This is a genomic window from Methylobacterium sp. Leaf113, assembly GCF_001423325.1.
Classification (GTDB): Bacteria; Pseudomonadota; Alphaproteobacteria; order Rhizobiales; family Beijerinckiaceae; genus Methylobacterium.
In genome coordinates this window covers 20462-39066 of the sequence record NZ_LMNJ01000013.1, presented here as the reverse complement: position 1 = coordinate 39066, position 18605 = coordinate 20462, and the positions used below count along the sequence as shown (strand labels likewise).

Sequence of the window (18605 nt, the reverse complement as noted above, 5' to 3'; positions counted from 1 at the left end):
TGCTCCGCGCCGCGTCAGCTGCGATGCTGGTCGCGCATGAGGGTGATGGCCCAGGCTTTCAGGTCGGTGCCGGGCGGAAAACGGTCCTGGTCCTGCCAAGCCTTCAGGAGCGTCTCCTGCACGAGGGCTTCCGCCCCACCGGTCCCTCTCGCCAGCGCATGGGCGAAGCGCCGGAGATCCGGAAGGAGTGCGAGAAGGTCGTGGCGGAAGGTGTCCGGCTGCTGCCGGTCGTACGCGTCCAGGGCGGTCGTCAGCCGGGATACGCGGGCCTGGAGATCGTCCGGCATCCGGACGCCGAAATCGGTCGCATAGAGCCGGCGTAAACCGGCGCCCAGACCCAGGCGCAGACCCGCACGGAGGGGCGGCCGGCGGTCCGGCTCGTCCTGGAGGCGCGCCGCGGAGGCTTCACCGGGAGATTCGGACAAAGGATCCGATTGGGACGCCATGGCCGACCCGGTACTCCATCGTTCCCGATCCATCGTACAGTAAGTTTATAATAGATGTTCGCTGTATGGCTATCAAGGCCCAAGGCCCAAGGCCCAAGGCCCAAGGCCCAAGGCCCAAGGCCCAAGGCCCAAGGCCCAAGGCCCAAGGCCTTGGGCGGTCAGGGGGCATCCGAACGGCAGGAGGTCTCCGGTGCGGCGCTCGGTTCAGGCTGCGGCCCGAGCTTCGTCGACAGGTGCGCCGTCGACGGGCGATGCGGGCGCTTCCGGGTTCTCCAACGGTCAACGCGGCCGCTCACGGCATGTGCGGCCGCTCACGGCATGTGCGCGCGCTCACCGCGTCCGTTGGAGCGGATGCCGTAGCCATCCCGGATGAGCATCAGCATCCACGACGTCAGCGTCCCGATCTTCGTCAATGCGCTTCGCAGCATGAGCGCGTGGCTCGACAAGGCGGCCTCGGAAAAGCCGGAGGCCGAGCTACTCCTCGGGCGGCTCGCACCCGACATGCGGGCCTTGCCGGCGCAGTATCAGATGGCCTCCGACAGCGCGAAGAACGCCGTGGCGCGGCTGGCCGGAATTTCGGCGCCCGCGATGCCGGACACCGAGGCTAGTTTCGCCGAACTCAAGGCACGCTGCGCCAGGACCATCGCCTTCGTCGAGAGCATCGACCCGGCGGCGCTGGCGTCGGGCGCGGACCGCACGGTCGAGCTGACATTCCCGAACGGCACGGGATACCGCTTCACGGGGCAGGCCTATCTCACCGGGTTCGCGCTTCCGAACTTCTTCTTCCACGTCACCACCGCCTACGGAATCCTCCGCAGCGCCGGGGTGAGCCTCGGCAAGCCCGATTTTCTCCAGCATCTCGGGCCGCCGAACATCAAGGCCGCGCCGTAGGCGCGCGAGGTCCCGCCCCTCCCTCGGTCCCCGGGAGGATGGGCGCCGGTCAGAGGCGAACTGCCTCGCGGTAGCCGCTCGATCGAACCGGCGAACGATCGCAGGTCGCTGGCGAGCGGTTCGGAGAGGGGGCCGCCGACCCGGATCATGCGGCCGGCGACGCGCCCGACGCTTCCGAGGTGGGAGCCGAAGACGGCGCGCGGGAAGTGCAGGCGGATCTCCTCGTAGGCGCCCGGAAGTCCGGACACGCAGGGTCGGTCGAGGGCCGTGAAGTCCAGGTCTCCCGCTTCGAGGATCGCACCGCAGGTCCCCTGCTCATGATGCGCCCGCCCGGCTACGAGCAGGTTGACGCAGACGTCGTCGAGACCGTCGGCTCGGACATGCCGGTCGTGCCGCTCGATCTGGACGCCGCTGCTGCGGGTCTGCATCAGCGTGCCGTGGGACGAGACGGCAAGGAGGCGGTCGGCCGCGAAGCTCGCGAGATCTTCCGTGTCGGAGGCATCGACCCATGCCGATGCCGTGCTGCGCCAGTAGTCGAACGCCTGTCCGGGGTCGACCTGTCGCGTCGTCTGGCGCTGAGCGAAGATCCCGGTCGTCTCCAGCCGGTCGCGTGTTGCGGAGCTTGTGCGGCGCATGTGGACATGGGCATGTGGACATGGGCACCCCCCTGGATCAAATCGCGTGACCCGGTCGCCCCGAACAGCCTCGATCCTGGTTCCTCGATCCTGGTTCCTCAATCCCTGGCCCCCGCCCCTCACGGCCTGTCCGGCACGCCCTCCCGGAGGCCGCCCGGGCAGGCCGTGCGACGGCGGCGCGGGACTGCGGCGCGGGACTGCGGCGCGGGACTGCGGGTAGTGGGCGCAAGAGAACGTGGAGCGGCTATGAAAAAGCCCGCCAAGTCACTGACTTGGCGGGCCAAATTCATGGTAGCGAGGGACGGATTTGAACCGCCGACACAAGGATTATGATTCCTCTGCTCTAACCAGCTGAGCTACCCCGCCAGACCGCGACCGCCGAAGATCGGGGCCGCGATGAGATCGGCGGTATAGGGAACCCCGCCGTGGGGTGTCAACGGGGTCGGCCCCGGGAAAATGGCCTGTCCCGTCGCCCCGTCAGAGCCGGGTCCCGAAGATTTCGGCGACCTGGGGAATGTCCTTGTCGCCGCGTCCGCAGAGGTTGACGACCAGGAGGTGATCCTCGGGCTGCTGCGGTGCCAGTTCCCGCACCTTGGCGAGGGCGTGGGCCGGCTCCAGGGCCGGGATGATGCCCTCCAGCATCGAACACAGCTTGAAGGCGTCCAGGGCTTCCTGATCCGTCGCCGAGAGGTAGGTGACGCGGCCGGCCTCGTGCAGCCAGGCGTGCTCGGGGCCGATGCCCGGGTAGTCGAGGCCGGCCGAGATTGAGTGCGCGTCCGCGATCTGGCCGTCGCCATCCTGCAGCAGGTACGTGCGGTTGCCGTGGAGCACGCCGGGCTTGCCGCCCGAGAGCGAGGCCGCGTGCAGGCCGCTGGAGATGCCGTGGCCGGCCGCCTCGACGCCGTACATCTTGACCTCGGGATCATCGAGGAAGGGGTGGAACAGGCCCATGGCGTTGGACCCGCCGCCGATGCAGGCGACGAGGGAATCCGGCAGCCGGCCCTCCATCTCCAGCATCTGCGTCTTGGTCTCGCGGCCGATAATCGACTGGAAGTCGCGCACCATCGCCGGATACGGGTGCGGGCCCGCCACGGTGCCGATGCAGTAGAAGGTGTCGGCGACGTTCGTGACCCAGTCGCGCAGGGCCTCGTTCATCGCATCCTTCAGGGTCTTGGTGCCGGATTGCACCGGCACCACCTCGGCGCCCAGCATCTTCATGCGGAACACATTGGGCGCCTGACGCGCGACGTCGACGGCCCCCATGTAGACCACGCATTTCAGGCCGAAGCGGGCGCACAGGGTGGCGGTGGCGACGCCGTGCTGGCCGGCGCCGGTCTCCGCGATGATGCGCGGCTTGCCCATGCGGCGGGCCAGCATGATCTGGCCGAGCACGTTGTTCACCTTGTGCGAGCCGGTGTGGTTCAGCTCGTCACGCTTGAAGAAGACCTTCGCCCCGTGTCCGGGGGCCGCCTGCGCGCGCAGGTGCTCGGTCATGCGCTCGGCGTAGTAGAGCGGGCTCGGCCGGCCGACGTAATGGGTCAGATGGCTGTTCATCTCCGCCTGGAAGGCCGGGTCGGCCTTCGCGGCGGTGTAGGCGGCCTCCAGGTCGAGGATCAGCGGCATCAGGGTCTCGGCCACGAAGCGTCCGCCGAAGATACCGAAGCGGCCGCGCTCGTCCGGGCCGTTGCGGAACGAGTTCGGAGGGGGAGCGATGGTCACGGGCATGATCCTCGGAGTGACGGAGGCATGCAGGACGGATGCATGCGAGACGGGCGGATGCGTTTGGCCAACGCCTAGACCCGCGCGGGGGGCGGCGACAATGCGGCCAACACGTCGATCCTTGAAATCAAGGGTTTTTCGACCCGATTGCAAGGCCGTCGACGATCAGAAGTGCCGAGTCGTCGAAGATGCCTGAGCGTCAGGCACTCCGGGCGGCCGCCACGAAGGCGGCGATGCGGGCCGGCGATTTCTCGCCCGGCCGGATCTCGACGCCCGACGAAACGTCGACGGCGCGGGCACCCGTGCGGACGAGCGCGGCCGCCACGGTGTCGGGCGTGAGACCGCCCGAGAGCATGTAGCCCGCCGGCAGCGTGGCCCCGTCGAGCAGGCTCCAGTCGAAGGCGTGGCCGTTCCCGCCGGGCAGGTCGGCGCCGGGGGGCGCCTTGGCGTCGAGGAGAATGCGGTCGGCCGCGCGCGCCTGCGCCGCCACGGCGTCGAGATCCGCCGCGGTGGCGACGCCGATGGCCCGCATCACCCGGCGGCCGGTGGCGGCGCGGATGGCCGCGACCCGCTCGGGCGTCTCGCGGCCGTGGAGCTGGATCCAGTCCGGATCGAAGGCCGCGACGGCGGCCGCCACCAGGGCGTCGTCGGGGTCGACCAGGAGCACCACCCGTTCGGTCCGGCCCTTCGCCTGAGCGGACAAGGCCCGGCCGGTCTCGAGATCGACGTGGCGGGGGCTCTTGGGGAAGTGCACGAAGCCGACGAGGTCGGCCCCGGCCTCCAGGGCGGCGTCGAGGGTCGCCGGGGTGCTGAGCCCGCAGATCTTGATCGCGACGGCGGACATGCGGGCGGGGAACCGGGGTTCGGCCTCAGTGCGGCGCCGGCAGGGCGACGCGGTCGGAGGCGTTGCGGTAGATGCCGTTCGGACCCTCGTTGGTCGGCGGCGGGGCGTAGGTCTTGAGGCGCGCGGTCTCGCTCTCCAGGCGGCGGATCTCGCGGCGGCGGGCGGCGCTGGTGCGGCGGGTGCCCGCCTGCCCGAGCCAGGCGCCGCAGCCGCCCAGGAGCACGCCGATCGCCACCGCGATGAACAGCAGCAGGTAGAGCGGTAGCGCCGCGCTGAACACCGGCATGTCGGGCGAGACGGGATCAAACGACACCCGCACCACGTCGCGGTTGGCCACCGCGAAGGCCACCACCAGGACGGCGACGGGGAGCAGCAGCAAACCCTTGAGGAAGCGGATCATCGAGAGGAACTCCGAACGGTTGGGACGGGGCGGCGGGTCAGGAAGCGGCGGCCTCGCCGTCCCCGATGCCGGCCTCGTTGAGGCGCAGGCGCATCTCCTTTCCGGTCTTGAACACCGGGATGGCCTTCTCGGAAACGGCAACGGCCGCACCCGTGCGCGGGTTGCGCCCGCGTCGCGCATCGCGGCGCTTGACCGAGAAGGCACCGAAGCCGCGCAGCTCGACCCGGTCGCCCCGGGCGAGCGCGTCCGCGATGGTATCGAGGATCGCGTTCACGAGGGTCTCGACGTCGCGCTGGTAGAGATGCGGGTTCTGCTCGGCGATCTTGAGCACGAGCTCCGACTTGATCATGCGAGGGCCTTCACGAAATCATGCACGAAAGACGGGGCGCGGACCCTCAGCGGGCCGCCTCGGCGGGGCCGGGCCGCCACAGCACCAGGAGGCCGCCCTGAGCCAGCCCCGCCGTCTCGTCGCCGACCTGGCGCAGGCGGGCGGCGAGGCCGTCGAGCCCGATCAGATCGGCCCCGAGGCCGAGGGCCGACCACAGGCGGAAATCGCTCTTCTTGGCGGGTTCCCAGTCCAGCACCGGCAGGTTCTTCTCCACGCCCTTCTGCGACTCGAGCCAGGCGACCGCCTGCCGCTCGCCGCCGAGGCCGTCGACGAGCTTCAGGGGCACGCTCTGGCGGCCGCTGAACACCCGTCCGTCCGAGACGGTGGCGAGTTCCGTGTCGGACATCTTGCGCCGGTCGGCCACCAGGCCCTTGAACCACCCGTAGGTGTCGCCCACCACGGCGGCGAGCGCCGCGCGGGCCTCGGGCGAAGTCGGGGTGAAGCCCGAGGGCTCGGCCTTGAGCGGCGCCGACTTCACCGACTCGACCTTGACCCCGACCTTGTCGAGCAGGCCCGACAGGTCCGGATACTGGAACAGCACGCCGATGGAGCCGACGAGCGCGGTCTCGCGCGCCACGATGTGGTCCGCCGCGATCGCCGCGATGTAGGCGCCCGACGCCGCCGTGCCGTCGACGAAGGCCACCATGGGCTTCTTCTCGGCGAGCGCGCGCAGGTTGCGGTAGAGTTCCTCGGAGCCGGTGGTGGTGCCGCCCGGCGAGGAGATCGACACCACCACGCCCTTGACCGCGGCGTCGTCGCGCACGCGCTCGATCAGCTTGGTGGTCGATTCGCTGCCGGCGATGAAGCCGCCGATCGAGATCCGGGCGATCTGCGGGCGCAGACCGCCGAGGCCGAAGGTGTCGCCGCTGCGGACCCGCAGGCCGACCGCGCCCACGGCGACCACGAGGCCGCCGATGCCGAGCACCCGCCAGAGGGACAGCTTGCGGCGCAGGCGCCGGCGATCGATCAGAAGTTCGGCATCCGCGGCCATGCGCTGGTTCTGCTCCCTCGCGCCGGCTGAACCGGCGGATTGTTTTTCAGGCCCGGGTTCGGATGCGGGACCCGCACCGACTCGCCTCCGCGCGTCGGGCGATCCTTGTCCCACACTCCCCGCCGATTTGCACCAAGCCTTTGTCGCGTCACGCGTCCTTAGGGCAAACCCCGGGGCAAACCATCCTCGGTCCGTGTTCTAGCGCTGCCCGGCCCGGACCCACAAGAGGGCAGGTCGCGGGGCCTGCGGGGCGGCGTCTGGCCGGGGCGGTCGCGCCTGTCGCGGGGGCGGCCGGCCATCCGGCGACGGGGCGCATACGAAGACGCCCGCGCGGGAAGCGATCCCGCGCGGGCGTCGAAGAGAGAGACGGATGCCCCGGTCCCGAAGGACCGGGGCACGCGCTAGGCTTAGTCCTGCGACTCGTCCTTGTCGTCGCTGGTGCGGGCCTTCTTGAAGGCCGCGCCGAGGATCTCGCCGAGCGAGGCACCCGAATCGGTCGAACCGAACTGGGCCATCGCCTCCTTCTCTTCGGCCATCTCGAGGGCCTTGATCGAGAGCTGGACCCGGCGCGCCTTGCGGTCGAACTGGATCACGCGGGCGTCGAACTTCTCGCCGGCGGCGAAGCGCTCGGGGCGCTGGTCGCCACGGTCGCGGGCCAACTCGGCCCGGCGGATGAAGGTCGTCAGGTCGGTGTCGACGATCTTCACGTCGACGCCCGAATCCTTCACGTCCACCACTTCGCAGGTCACGATCTGACCCTTCTTGAGGTCACCGGCTTCCGTGAAGGGGTCGCCGCCGAGCTGCTTCACGCCGAGCGAGATGCGCTCCTTCTCGACATCGACGTCGAGAACCTGGGCGCGCAGCATGTCGCCCTTCTTGAACTCCTCGATGACCTGCTCGCCGGGACGGTTCCAGTCGAGATCCGACAGGTGGACCATGCCGTCGACATCGCCGTCGAGGCCGATGAACAGGCCGAACTCGGTCTTGTTCTTGACCTCGCCCTCGACCTCGGAGCCCACCGGATGCTGCTGGGCGAAGGCCTCCCAGGGGTTCTGGAGGGTCTGCTTGAGGCCGAGCGAGATGCGGCGCTTGACCGGATCGACTTCGAGGATCTGCACTTCCACTTCCTGCGAGGTGGAGACGATCTTGCCCGGGTGGACGTTCTTCTTCGTCCAGGACATCTCGGAGACGTGGATCAGGCCTTCGATGCCCGGCTCCAGCTCCACGAAGGCGCCGTAATCGGTGATGTTGGTCACGCGGCCCTTGAGCTTGGCGTCGACCGGGTAGCGCTGGGCGATGCCCTCCCACGGATCGGCGAGCAGCTGCTTGATGCCGAGCGAGATGCGGTGGGTCTCGTGGTTGATCTTGATGATCTTGACCTTGACCGTCTGGCCGATGGTCACGACCTCGGACGGATGGTTCACGCGGCGCCATGCCATGTCGGTGACGTGGAGCAGGCCGTCGATGCCGCCGAGGTCGACGAACGCACCGTATTCGGTGATGTTCTTGACGACGCCGTCGATGACCTGGCCTTCCTCGAGGTTGGCCACCAGCTCGGAGCGCTGCTCGGCGCGGCTCTCCTCGAGGACGGTCCGGCGCGACACGACGATGTTGCCGCGGCGGCGATCCATCTTGAGGATCTGGAACGGCTGCGGGGTACCCAGCAGCGGGGTGACGTCGCGCACGGGGCGGATATCGACCTGGGAGCGCGGCAGGAACGCCACGGCGCCGTCGAGATCGACGGTGTAGCCGCCCTTGACCTGGTTGAAGATCGCGCCGGTGACGCGCTCGTTGGCCTCGAAGGCCTTCTCGAGCTTGACCCAGCTCTCCTCGCGGCGCGCCTTGTCGCGCGAGATGACGGCCTCGCCGAGCGCATTCTCGATGCGGTCGACATAGACCTCGACCTCGTCGCCGACGGCGAGTTCGCCTTCGCGGCCGGGGCCGTTGAATTCCTTGAGAGCGACACGGCCTTCCGTCTTGGCGCCGATGTCGATGACGGCCACGTCCTTCTCGATCGCGACGACGCGACCCTTGACGACGGACCCTTCGGTGATCTCGTGTTCGAGGAAGGACTCCTCGAGAAGAGCTGCGAAATCGTCGCGGCTCGGGCTACGCTGTAGGGCGTTACCAGCAGTCATTCTGTCTCCTGACAGGCCTCATCGGGAGGCCGGCATCGGCGGCTCGTGTGACGGGACACCCTCGACGTCGCCGCCCGGGGTCCTGGACCCGACGGGCTCAACCTCCCGAAGGAGGGCCGACGCATTCTCAAGCGATGGTCGAGAGCGGTCCTCCAACGGGGACGCGGCCCGGCAGAACCCTGCCGAGACTCGTCGATTCCGATCGGAGAACGGCGGTTGCATAGCCGATTGCCGGTCATCCGGCAACTGGCCAGGCGCCCGGGCCGCTTCGGTCTCGGAAACGAAAAATCCCCGCGGCCAGGCTGCGGGGATCGGTCGGCACGGCGCGTACGGGACGTGTCAGTCCTCGTCGTCGTCCTCGGTGCTGCGCATGCCCTTGAGCTTGGCGAACACCGAATCGGCGTTGAGCTTCTCGTCGCGGGCGGTGCGGTGGTGCTCGTCGGACTCGGTGTAGTCGGTGGCGGTCGAGACCTCGGTCGGCAGCAGCGTGGCGCCGCCGTCCACCGGCATGTTGGCCGGACGATCCTTGGCCGAGCGCTGGACTTCGAAATCGAGGTCGATCTGCGTGCAGAGGCCGAGGGTCACCGGGTCCATCGGCTGCAGCGAGGCGGAGTTCCAGTGGGTGCGCTCGCGGATCTGCTGGATCGTCGACTTGGTGGTGCCGACGAGGCGGATGATCTGCGCATCCTTGAGTTCGGGGTGGTTGCGCAGCAGCCACAGGATGGCGTTGGGCCGGTCCTGGCGCCGCGACAGGGGCGTGTAGCGCGGACCCTTGGTGGTGCGCTTGACCTCGGGCAGCTTCACCTTCGAGACCGCGACCTTGAGCTTGTAGTTCGGGCTCTTCTGCGCCTTCTCGATCTCGTCGCGGGTGAGCTGGCCCGTGGTGATCGGATCGAGGCCCTTGATGCCGGCCGCGACTTCGCCATCGGCGATGCCCTTCACCTCGAGGGGGTGCAGCTTGCAGAAATCGGCGATCTGCTCGAAGGCCAGCGAGGTGTTCTCCACCAGCCACACGGCGGTGGCCTTCGGCATCAGCGGGCCTTGGGACATCGGGCTACTCCAACAGGTTCGGGCGGGACGGGTCATCGGGGCGCCGCCGACAGGGCGTCGCTCGCTCCGGCCCGAGAGTGGCCGGCAGCATCCCGTCTCAACGCTGCAATAGGGAAGCGCCGTCTATACAGGTTTCCGTGGGGTCAAGGCAATTGCGATCCGCTGCACCCGCAGGATCGGGCACGGCCGTGAAAGCGGTTCGGGATTTCTCCGGGGGCCGCGCCTCAGGTGAACAGGCTCGACACGCTCGATTCGGTCGCGGTCCGGCCGATGGCCTCGCCCAGCAGGGGCGCGATGGTGGCGACCCGGATGTTGCGGGCGAGCTTGACCGCCTGCGTCGGCTGGATCGAATCGGTGATCACCAGTTCCTTCATCCGCGAGGCGGCGATGCGCGAGACCGCGCCGCCCGAGAGCACCCCGTGCGTGATGTAGGCGGAGACGTCCTTGGCGCCGGCGTTGAGCAGGGCTTCGGCGGCGTTCACCAGCGTGCCGCCCGAATCGACGATGTCGTCGACGAGGATGCAGGAGCGGCCCTCGACCTCGCCGATGATGTTCATCACCTCGGATTCGCCGGGGCGCTCGCGGCGCTTGTCGACGATCGCCAGGGTGGCGTCGATGCGCTTGGCGATGGCGCGGGCGCGGACCACACCGCCGACGTCGGGCGACACCACCATCCAGTCCTTGGGGTCGAGCCGCTCCTTGATGTCGCGCACCTTCACGGGAGCGGCGAACAGGTTGTCGGTCGGGATGTCGAAGAAGCCCTGGATCTGCCCGGCATGGAGATCGAGGGTCATGACACGGTCGGCGCCGGCCTCGGTGATCAGGTTGGCCACCAGCTTGGCCGAGATCGGCGTGCGGCCGGAGGTGCGCCGGTCCTGGCGGGCATAGCCGAAATACGGGATCACCGCGGTGATGCGCCGGGCCGAGGAGCGCCGCGCCGCATCGATCATGATGAGCAGTTCCATCAGGTGATCGTTGGCCGGGAACGAGGTCGACTGGACGATGAACACGTCCTCGCCGCGCACGTTCTCCTGGAGCTCGACGAAAATCTCCATATCGGCGAAGCGCCGGACCATGCACTTGGCCAGCGGCAATTCGAGATAGGCCGCGATCGCCTCGGCCAATGGCCGGCTCGCATTGCCGGCAATGATCTTGATCGAGGACTTCATACCGGGGTCTTCATCTCGCGATCCTTGGGGGGGCGTCCCGTCGTCGCTTCGGGCAAGCCCTCGCTGTCGCGCTCATACCAGCCGCGACCGGGGCGTCACAATGCCTTCACGCAGCCTTCACCTGGATTACGAGGCCAGGTCGCGGGTCTCAGGGCTCGAGCAGGCTGTGCAGGTGCACGATGAAGTAGCGCGTCTGGGCGCTATCAACCGTCGATTGTGCCTTGGCCTTCCAGGCCGTCTGCGCCGAGGCGTAGTCGGGAAAGATGCCGACGATGTCGAGATCCTTCACGTCGCGGAAGTTCACGCCGTCCAGGTTCTCCAGCTCGCCTCCGAAGACGAGGTGGAGCTTCTGTGCGCTGTCGATCGTCGTCGTCATTCCGCCTCTCCTGCCGCCTGGCCGCGGCCGCATCCCGCCGGGTGTCCCGCGAGGCGGGCTCCCGATCGGGCTAAGTCCCCGATCAGGCAAAATCCCCGCAGGCATGCGCCATGCCGTGCTGCCGGTGCGGTCGCAAACCCCGCCCGGTTCGTCAACCCGCTGCGGGTGCCGCGGAACACGCAGGTCCTCCCCGGCCGACGCATGCCACCGCCGGCGTTGCGCCCCGGCCACCGCTCCGGTCATCCGGTCAGAGTTCGAACAGGGTCCCCTGCCGGGTCGCGGCGGCGACCTCCGGCTGCGGCTCCTGGGCGGCGCCCTTCTTCCGGGGCGGGGCCCGTTTCGCGGCGGATTTTCGCGGCGCGGGGTCCAGGCCCGCGTCGGCCGGGTCCGGTGCGCGCGGGGAGCCCGAATCGCCGTGACCGTGACGAAACCCTCGTTGTATTTCATCGCGTCGCACGTCGACGAATCCATCGGCGAATTCGAGGGTCATCGCCGGCGTGGCCTGCGCGGCGATGCGGACCGGCCGGCCCTCGGCGTCCCGCACCAGGGCGTAGCCCCGGGCCAGCACGGCCCGGTAGCTCAGCGATCCGAGCAAACCCGCCAGCCCGGCCAGCCGGTCCGCCCGGCGCTCGGTCAGGCGGTCCCCGGCCTGGACGAGGCGGGCCTGCAGCGCGCCGAGGCGGTCGCGGCTGCGCGCCTGCTCCGTCCGGGCCCGCCCGAGGGTACCCTCGCGGGCCAACACGAGGCGACGGCCAAGGTACGACAATCCCTCGCCTTTTCGCGCCACGTCATGGCGCAGCGCGGCGCCGGGCCGCTCGCCGATCCGGGCCAGCCGGCCCTGCGCCTGCGCCAGAGCCAGGGTCGGCGGGTGCCGGGCGAAGCGCTCCACGAGGCGCGCCACGCGGAGCCGGAACACCCGGGCATTGCCCGCGAGAGCCGGTCCGAGCCGGGCCTCGGCGAGGTCGAGGCGCTGGCGCTTGCCAGCCAGGAAGGCGTCGACATCCGGCATCGCCCGCACCAGGGCGCGCAGGTCGCTGCGCTCCCGGTCGAGACGGCGCTGAACCGCCTCGCGCTGGCGCCGCCCGAGGTCGACCACCTCGGCCACCAGGTCGGCCCGCACCGGAACCGCCATCTCGGCGGCCCCTGTCGGGGTCGGTGCCCGCCGGTCGGAAACGAAGTCGATCAGGGTGGTGTCGGTCTCGTGGCCCACCGCCGAGATCAGCGGAATCTCCGACTCCGAGGCTGCGCGCACCACGCATTCCTCGTTGAAGGCCCACAGATCCTCGATCGAACCGCCGCCCCGCGCCACGATGAGGACCTCGGGACGCGGGATCGCGCCCCCGGGCACCAGGGCGTTGAAGCCCCGGATCGCCGCCGCGATCTCCTCAGCCGCCCCCTCGCCCTGCACCCGCACCGGCCAGACCAGAACGGGCCGGGCGAAGCGGTCTGCGAGCCGGTGCAGGATGTCGCGGATGACGGCGCCGGTGGGCGAGGTCACCACCCCGACGATGCGGGGCAAGTAGGGGATCGGCCGCTTGCGCTCGGAGGCGAACAGGCCCTCGGCCGCCAGCACCCGCTTGCGCTCCTCCAGCAATGCCATCCAGGCCCCGATGCCGGCCGGCTCCAGGGTTTCGATGACGATCTGGTAGGAGGACTTGCCCGGGAAGGTCGTGATCCGGCCGGTGGCAACGACCTCAAGCCCTTCCTGAGGCCGCTGCCGCAGGCGGTTGAAGGTGCCCTTCCAGACCACCGCATCGATGCGCGCCGAGCCGTCCTTCAGCGAGAAGTAGGCGTGACCGGAGCTGTGCTGGCCGCGAAAACCCGAGATTTCGCCGCGCAGCCGAACATGGCCGAAGGCATCCTCCAGCGTTCGCTTCAGGGCGGAGGCGAGGTCGCCGACCGACCATTCGGGCACGTTGGACACTGGGCCGGACGATGCGGCAGCTTTGGCAGGCGGAGGGGGTACGGCCATGGCGGCGGACGCTAGGCCCGGCATAGCCCCAGGTAAAGTAGGTAGCGCGTTCGCCGCCGGGTCACATCAGAATCGACAGGATCACCAGGACGGAAGCGACTGGAACAGCGCAGATCGCCAAGGCCATCCGCCAGATCGGCAGTGCGTCGAGGCTGTGATTGTCGTTGCACGCCCGCACCGGCACACGGCCCCGTGTCAAGTAATGTGAGGCACTGACGCCTCGGGTCGGAGGCGGCGCCATCAAATACGGAACGGATTTGCGACAGCCTGGCATGATTGTCACAACGTGACTCCGGTTCGTTCGTTCCACGCCAAAGGATGAGAACCGATGCCATTGGATCTCGGTTCTGCGGCGAGAGTACGGCCCTCCCCCCCTTCCGCAGAGCGCTTCCCGTGTACATTGACGGTCTTAGCGGTAAATCGGCCTTTTCAACGAACGGCTTTTGGGGAACATCACCCCCATGAACATCCTCCTCATCGGCTCGGGTGGGCGCGAACACGCCCTGGCCTACGCCATCGCCAAGAGCCCCCTCTGCAGCCGACTGTTCACCGCACCGGGCAATCCCGGCACGGCTGATTTCGGTGAGAACCGGCCGGACCTCGCCGTCTCCGATCATGCGGCGGTCCGCGCTTTCTGTGAATCCGAGCGCATCGGCCTCGTCGTGGTCGGGCCGGAGGCGCCCCTGGTGGCAGGCCTCGTCGACGACCTCCAGGCGGCGGGCGTCCGGGTGTTCGGCCCGACCCAGGCCGCCGCGCAGCTCGAAGGGTCGAAGGGTTTCACCAAGGATCTCTGCGCCGAGGTCGGCATCCCGACCGCCGCCTTCGCCCGCTTCCAGGCTCTCGAGCCTGCTCTGGCCTACCTCGCCGAGCACGGCGCCCCCATCGTGGTGAAGGCCGACGGTCTTGCCGCCGGCAAGGGCGTGGTCGTGGCCGAGACCCGGGATCAGGCGGAAAGCGCGGTGCGCGCCCTGTTCGAGGAGCCCGGCGCCGAGATCGTGATCGAGGAATGCCTGTTCGGCGAAGAGGCGAGCTTCTTCGCCCTCTGCGACGGCACCCGTGCGGTGCCGGTGGGCACGGCCCAGGACCACAAGCGCGTTTTCGACGGGGACCGCGGCCCGAATACCGGGGGCATGGGCGCGTATTCCCCGGCCACCATCCTGACGCCGGCCCTGGAGCAGGAGGTGATGGACACCATCATCACTCCGACGCTGGACGGCATGCGCGCGCGCGGTACCCCCTTCACCGGCATCCTCTATGCCGGTCTGATGCTGACCGCCGATGGTCCGAAGCTGATCGAGTACAACACCCGCTTCGGTGACCCGGAGGCCCAGGTGCTGATGCCTCGCCTCGCCTCGGACCTGGTGCCCGCCCTGCTGGCGGCCTGCGAGGGCGACGTGTCCGGGATCGCCCTCGAATTCGACCTGCGACGCGCGGCCCTCACGGTGGTCATGGCGGCGGCGGGCTATCCCGGCACGGTCCTGCGCGGGTCGGAGATCCGGGGCCTCGCCGCGGCGGGCCAGAGCGACGACATCCTGGTGTTCCAGGCCGGCACCCGTGCTGAGGACGGGCGGCTCTTCGCCGATGGCGGCCGGGTGCTCGCCGTCACCGCGCTCGGCGAGAGCATGATGGAGGCCCAGGCCCGCGCCTACGCGGCGGTGGCCCGGATCGACTGGCCGGAGGGCTTCTGCCGCCGCGACATCGGCCGCCGGGCCGTAGCCCGCGAGGTCGCGGGCGGCGGGATCTGACCGCCGGCCGTCAGCGCCGCTTGTTGCCGCGTGGGCCCGTTGGAACCACTGTGTTGCCTCGGTTCTCGGCCCGCAGGATACGCCAGCGTGCGACCCGATCCGGATCGAGCTGGCCCTCCGCCACGGCAGCCTGAACGGCGCAGCCGGGCTCATGGGCATGGGTGCAGTCGCGGAAGCGGCAAGCCGGGGCCAGTTCGGTGATCTCGGCGAACAGCGTCTCCAGCCCCTCGGCTGCGTCGCCGAGCTGAAGCGAGCGGATGCCCGGTGTATCGATGACCCAGCCGCCCCCCGCGATGGCGTGGAGCGAGCGGCTGGTGGTGGTATGCCGCCCTTTGGCATCGTGTTCCCGGATGCCGCCCGTTGCCTGCGGTGCCGCGTGGTCCGGGCCCGCCAGGGTGTTCACGAGGGTCGACTTGCCGACACCCGACGAGCCCACCACCGCGACGGTCCGGCCCGGACCGCACCAGGGCTCGAGATGTGTCGCCGCGTCGGGCTCACGGGGGTTCACCAGAACCACGGCAAGGTCCCGCTGCAGCGCCATGGCCTCGCGACGGTAGCGCTCCGCATCCTCCGCGACATCCGCCTTGGTCAGGACGATGACGGGCTTGGGTCCACCCTGGTTGGCCAGGGCGAGGTAACGCTCCAGGCGGGTCGGATTGAAATCCGCGTTGCAGGAGGTGACGATGAAGAGCGCGTCGACATTGGCCGCCGCGAGCTGCGGCGCTACGCTGCCCTCGCGCCGCCGCTCCAGCACGGTGCGCCGCTCCAGGCGGCGGCGCAGCATCTGCGTGCCCGCTTCGACGAGAACCCAGTCGCCCACGGCATAGTCGCCGGTGTTGGTGTGGACCGGCAGCATGAGCTTCGCCGGCCCTGCCTTGGAGAGGGCACCCATGCGGGCGCGATGCACGGTGGCGACGCGCTGTGGCAGCAAGGCAGCCTCGTCCGTGCGGCACTGGTCCGCGAAGAATGCGGACCAGCCGAGTTCGGCGAGGGTGTGGGCGGTCTTCACGACGCCCTCAACCGGCGAGACGCGTCAGCGCCTCCGTGATCTTCTCCAGGCGGGCGGCCTCCCCGTCCCGGCGCTCGCGCTGCTCGTCCACCACCTCATCGGGCGCACGGGCGAGGAAGTCGGCATTGCCGAGCTTGCCCTCGATCTTGGCGATCTCGGCGGTGGCTTTCGCCGCCTCCTTCTTCAGGCGCGCGACCTCGGCACCGAGATCGACGATGCCCTCGAGGGGCAGGGCCGCCACCGAGCCGCGCACCAGCAACTGCACGGAGTTTTTCGGCGCTGCCTCCGCGAAGCGGATCTCGGAGAGTCGTGCAAGACGCACCAGAGTGTCGCCCCAGCGTGTGGCGCGGGCCCGCAAGGCCTCGTCGGCTCCCACCACCACGAGGGGAATCTGGGCCGCCGCCGGTACGTTGGTCTCCGAACGTGCCGAGCGGATCTCGGAAACGAGATCGACCAGCCAGCCGATCTCGGCTTCCGAATCCGAATCGTTCAGCGCGGCGAGGTCGGGCCAGGGCGTCAGGGCGAGGAGGCCGCGATCCGCGATGCCCTCGCCCTTGATGGCCCAGAGTTCCTCGGTGAGGAACGGCATGAACGGATGCAGCAGCTTGGCGATCTGGTCGATCAGGAACGCCACCGTCGCCTGCGTCTCGGCCTTCGCTGCCGCTGCGACGCCCTCCCCCTGGAGGACGGGCTTGGCCAGTTCCAGATACCAGTCGCAGAAGATGTTCCAGACGAACCGGTAGGCCGCCGCCGCCGCATCGTTGAAGCGGTAGGCCTCGAGGGCCGCCGTCACTTCGGCGACCGCCCGCGCGGCTTCGCCGAGCGCCCAGCGGTTCAGGGTCTCGGCGGCGTCCTCGGGCCGGTAATCGGGGCGCAGCATGCAGCCGTTCATCTCGGCGAAGCGCGAGGCGTTCCAGAGCTTGGTCGCGAAGTTGCGATACCCCTCGACCCGGTTGACTGCGAGCTTGATGTCCCGCCCCTGCGCGGCCATCGCCGCGAGCGTGAAACGCAGGGCATCGGCGCCGTACTGGTCGATCAGGCCGAGTGGGTCGACGACGTTGCCCTTCGACTTCGACATCTTGGCGCCGGAGGCGTCGCGCACCAGCGTGTGGAGGTAGACCGTCGAGAACGGCACCCGATCGGTCACGTGCAGGCCGAGCATCATCATCCGGGCGACCCAGAAGAAGATGATGTCCTTGCCGGTCACCAGCGTGTCGGTCGGGTAGTAGCGCGTGAGTTCCGGCGTCTCGTCCGGCCAGCCCAGCGTCGAGAACGGCCACAGGGCGGAGGAGAACCAGGTGTCGAGGACGTCCTCATCACGACGCAGGGCCACCGACGCCCCGCGCTTCGCGTCCGCCCGTGCTTGCGCCTCCGCTTCGCTCGCCGCGACGTAGATGCCGCCAGCCTCGTCGTACCAGACCGGAATCTGGTGGCCCCACCAGAGCTGGCGCGAGATGCACCAGGGCTCGATGTTCTCAAGCCACTGGAAGAAGGTCTTCTCGTAGTTCTCGGGCACGAAACGGGTTTTCCCGTCGCGCACCGCCTGCAGGGCGCGCTCGGCCAGGGGCTTCACGTTCACGTACCACTGGTCCGTGAGGTAGGGCTCGATGACCACGTTCGAGCGGTCGCCGTGCGGCACCGCATGGGTGTTGGGCTCGATCAGCCGCAGGCGCTCGCGTGTTTCCATCAGGGCGACGACCCGCTTGCGGGCCTCGAACCGATCGAGGCCATGCAGGGCGAGGGCTTCCGGCTCCGGGTTCGCATCGGCTAGGAAAGCCGCGTTACCGTCAAGACTTATGCGAGCTTCCGAATCCAGAATGTTGATCGGCGTGCAGCCGGCTCGGCGGCCGACCTCGAAGTCGTTGAAGTCGTGCGCTGGCGTGATCTTGACCGCACCGGTCCCCTTCTCGGGGTCGGAATAGGTGTCGGCGATGATCGGGATCAGCCGTCCGACCAGCGGCAGGCGAACCCGCTTGCCGACGAGGTGGGTGTAGCGCTCATCATCCGGATGAACCGCGACGGCGGTGTCGCCCAGCATCGTTTCCGGCCGCGTGGTGGCGACCGTGATGACCTCCCCCGTCTCCGCGCCGGCCGCGTCGACGACCGGGTAGTCGAAGTGCCAGAGATGGCCCTTCACCTCGATCTGGAGCACTTCGAGGTCCGAGATCGCGGTCTGAAATTTCGGATCCCAGTTCACGAGGCGCTTGTCGCGGTAGATCAGCCCCTGCGCGTGCAGGTCGACGAAGGTGCGTGTGACGGCGCGGACCATCTGGTCGTCGGGCGCGCCCGAGAGGCCCATGGTGAAGCGCTCGCGCGACCAGTCGCAGGAGGCGCCGAGGCGCTTCAACTGGTTGACGATCGCCCCGCCTGATTCCGCCTTCCAGGCCCAGACCTTCTCGACGAAGGCGGCCCGGCCGATCTCGCGCCGGCCCGGCTCCTGTGCCTCCGCCAGACGACGCTCCACCACCATCTGGGTGGCGATGCCGGCATGGTCGGTGCCCGGCTGCCAGAGCACGTCACGCCCTCGCATCCGCTCGAAGCGGCAGAGGATGTCCTGGAGCGTGTTGTTGAGGGCGTGCCCCATATGGAGGCTGCCGGTGACGTTCGGCGGCGGGATCACCATGGTGAAGGGCTTCGCCCCGGCCCGCTCGGGTCGCCCGGCCTTGAAGGCACCGCCGGTTTCCCAGGCGGCGGCGATGCGCGCCTCGACGGCGGCGGGGTCGAAGGTCTTGTCCATCATGGGCGGGGTCGGTTCACGTGTCGGAGAAAGCGGAGGTTGGCCCGCTTTCAACCCGTCACGGCCCCTGCGTCAACTCGCGAGTCCGGTCATTC

16 protein-coding genes and 1 tRNA gene are annotated in these 18605 nt (G+C 69.2%); 2 read left to right on the top strand and 15 right to left on the bottom strand.

Annotated features, from left to right (window positions below; all coding sequences use genetic code 11):
* Nucleotides 1–14 precede the first annotated feature (14 nt).
* A complete protein-coding gene (locus ASF60_RS24365) occupies nt 15–425 on the bottom strand; it encodes a sigma factor (RefSeq protein WP_244478396.1) in 411 nt (136 codons plus the stop codon).
* A gap of 390 nt (nt 426–815) precedes the next feature.
* On the opposite strand from ASF60_RS24365, the gene ASF60_RS11180 reads away from it, so the two are divergent.
* Complete coding sequence (locus tag ASF60_RS11180; RefSeq protein WP_056184429.1) at nt 816–1337, top strand: DUF1993 domain-containing protein; 522 nt, start codon at nt 816–818, stop codon at nt 1335–1337.
* On the opposite strand, the gene ASF60_RS11175 is transcribed toward ASF60_RS11180, so the two are convergent.
* The 12 genes from ASF60_RS11175 to xseA form a co-directional block, all read right to left on the bottom strand.
* Complete coding sequence (locus ASF60_RS11175; protein WP_056184427.1) at nt 1247–1972, bottom strand: hypothetical protein; 726 nt, start codon at nt 1970–1972, stop codon at nt 1247–1249. The two genes, ASF60_RS11180 and ASF60_RS11175, sit on opposite strands and share 91 nt — an antisense overlap.
* Before the next feature lie 289 nt (nt 1973–2261).
* A tRNA-Met gene (locus tag ASF60_RS11170) sits at nt 2262–2338 on the bottom strand.
* Between the two features lie 111 nt (nt 2339–2449).
* Complete coding sequence (trpB, locus tag ASF60_RS11165; RefSeq protein WP_056184499.1) at nt 2450–3691, bottom strand: tryptophan synthase subunit beta; 1242 nt, start codon at nt 3689–3691, stop codon at nt 2450–2452.
* 199 nt (nt 3692–3890) lie between these two features.
* Complete coding sequence (locus ASF60_RS11160; protein ID WP_056184425.1) at nt 3891–4535, bottom strand: phosphoribosylanthranilate isomerase; 645 nt, start codon at nt 4533–4535, stop codon at nt 3891–3893.
* A 25-nt stretch (nt 4536–4560) separates the two neighbouring features.
* Entirely contained in the window at nt 4561–4935 is a 375-nt protein-coding gene (locus tag ASF60_RS11155; RefSeq protein ID WP_056184423.1) for a LapA family protein, read from the bottom strand.
* A 37-nt stretch (nt 4936–4972) separates the two neighbouring features.
* Nucleotides 4973–5284 carry an integration host factor subunit beta gene (gene ihfB, locus ASF60_RS11150; RefSeq protein ID WP_055959108.1) on the bottom strand — a complete coding sequence of 104 codons (312 nt, stop codon included), beginning with the start codon at nt 5282–5284 and terminating at the stop codon, nt 4973–4975.
* Nucleotides 5285–5330: 46 nt separating this feature from the next.
* The gene (gene sppA, locus ASF60_RS11145) at nt 5331–6314 is read right to left on the bottom strand and encodes a signal peptide peptidase SppA (RefSeq protein ID WP_056184420.1); all 984 of its coding nucleotides are present in this window, start codon (nt 6312–6314) and stop codon (nt 5331–5333) included.
* A gap of 407 nt (nt 6315–6721) precedes the next feature.
* Complete coding sequence (gene rpsA / locus ASF60_RS11140) at nt 6722–8452, bottom strand: 30S ribosomal protein S1 (protein WP_056184418.1); 1731 nt, start codon at nt 8450–8452, stop codon at nt 6722–6724.
* A gap of 339 nt (nt 8453–8791) precedes the next feature.
* Nucleotides 8792–9502 carry a DUF1013 domain-containing protein gene (locus tag ASF60_RS11135; protein ID WP_056184416.1) on the bottom strand — a complete coding sequence of 237 codons (711 nt, stop codon included), beginning with the start codon at nt 9500–9502 and terminating at the stop codon, nt 8792–8794.
* 224 nt (nt 9503–9726) lie between these two features.
* Nucleotides 9727–10671: a ribose-phosphate pyrophosphokinase gene (locus tag ASF60_RS11130; RefSeq protein WP_056097113.1), complete on the bottom strand. Its 945-nt coding sequence runs from the start codon at nt 10669–10671 to the stop codon at nt 9727–9729.
* A gap of 148 nt (nt 10672–10819) precedes the next feature.
* On the bottom strand, nt 10820–11047 hold the full coding sequence (locus ASF60_RS11125; RefSeq protein WP_056184414.1) for a DUF4170 domain-containing protein: 228 nt from the start codon (nt 11045–11047) through the stop codon (nt 10820–10822).
* Nucleotides 11048–11294: 247 nt separating this feature from the next.
* The gene (gene xseA, locus ASF60_RS11120; protein WP_056184498.1) at nt 11295–13019 is read right to left on the bottom strand and encodes an exodeoxyribonuclease VII large subunit; all 1725 of its coding nucleotides are present in this window, start codon (nt 13017–13019) and stop codon (nt 11295–11297) included.
* Nucleotides 13020–13480: 461 nt separating this feature from the next.
* Between xseA and purD the strand changes: the two genes are divergently transcribed.
* Complete coding sequence (gene purD, locus ASF60_RS11115) at nt 13481–14764, top strand: phosphoribosylamine--glycine ligase (RefSeq protein WP_056184412.1); 1284 nt, start codon at nt 13481–13483, stop codon at nt 14762–14764.
* 10 nt (nt 14765–14774) lie between these two features.
* On the opposite strand, the gene rsgA is transcribed toward purD, so the two are convergent.
* Together rsgA and ASF60_RS11105 are read right to left on the bottom strand one after the other, a co-directional pair.
* The gene (gene rsgA / locus ASF60_RS11110; protein ID WP_056184411.1) at nt 14775–15773 is read right to left on the bottom strand and encodes a ribosome small subunit-dependent GTPase A; all 999 of its coding nucleotides are present in this window, start codon (nt 15771–15773) and stop codon (nt 14775–14777) included.
* Between the two features lie 7 nt (nt 15774–15780).
* Nucleotides 15781–18513 (bottom strand): valine--tRNA ligase, encoded by a 2733-nt coding sequence (locus tag ASF60_RS11105; protein ID WP_056184409.1) that lies wholly within the window; start codon nt 18511–18513, stop codon nt 15781–15783.
* Between the last annotated feature and the right edge of the window lie 92 nt (nt 18514–18605).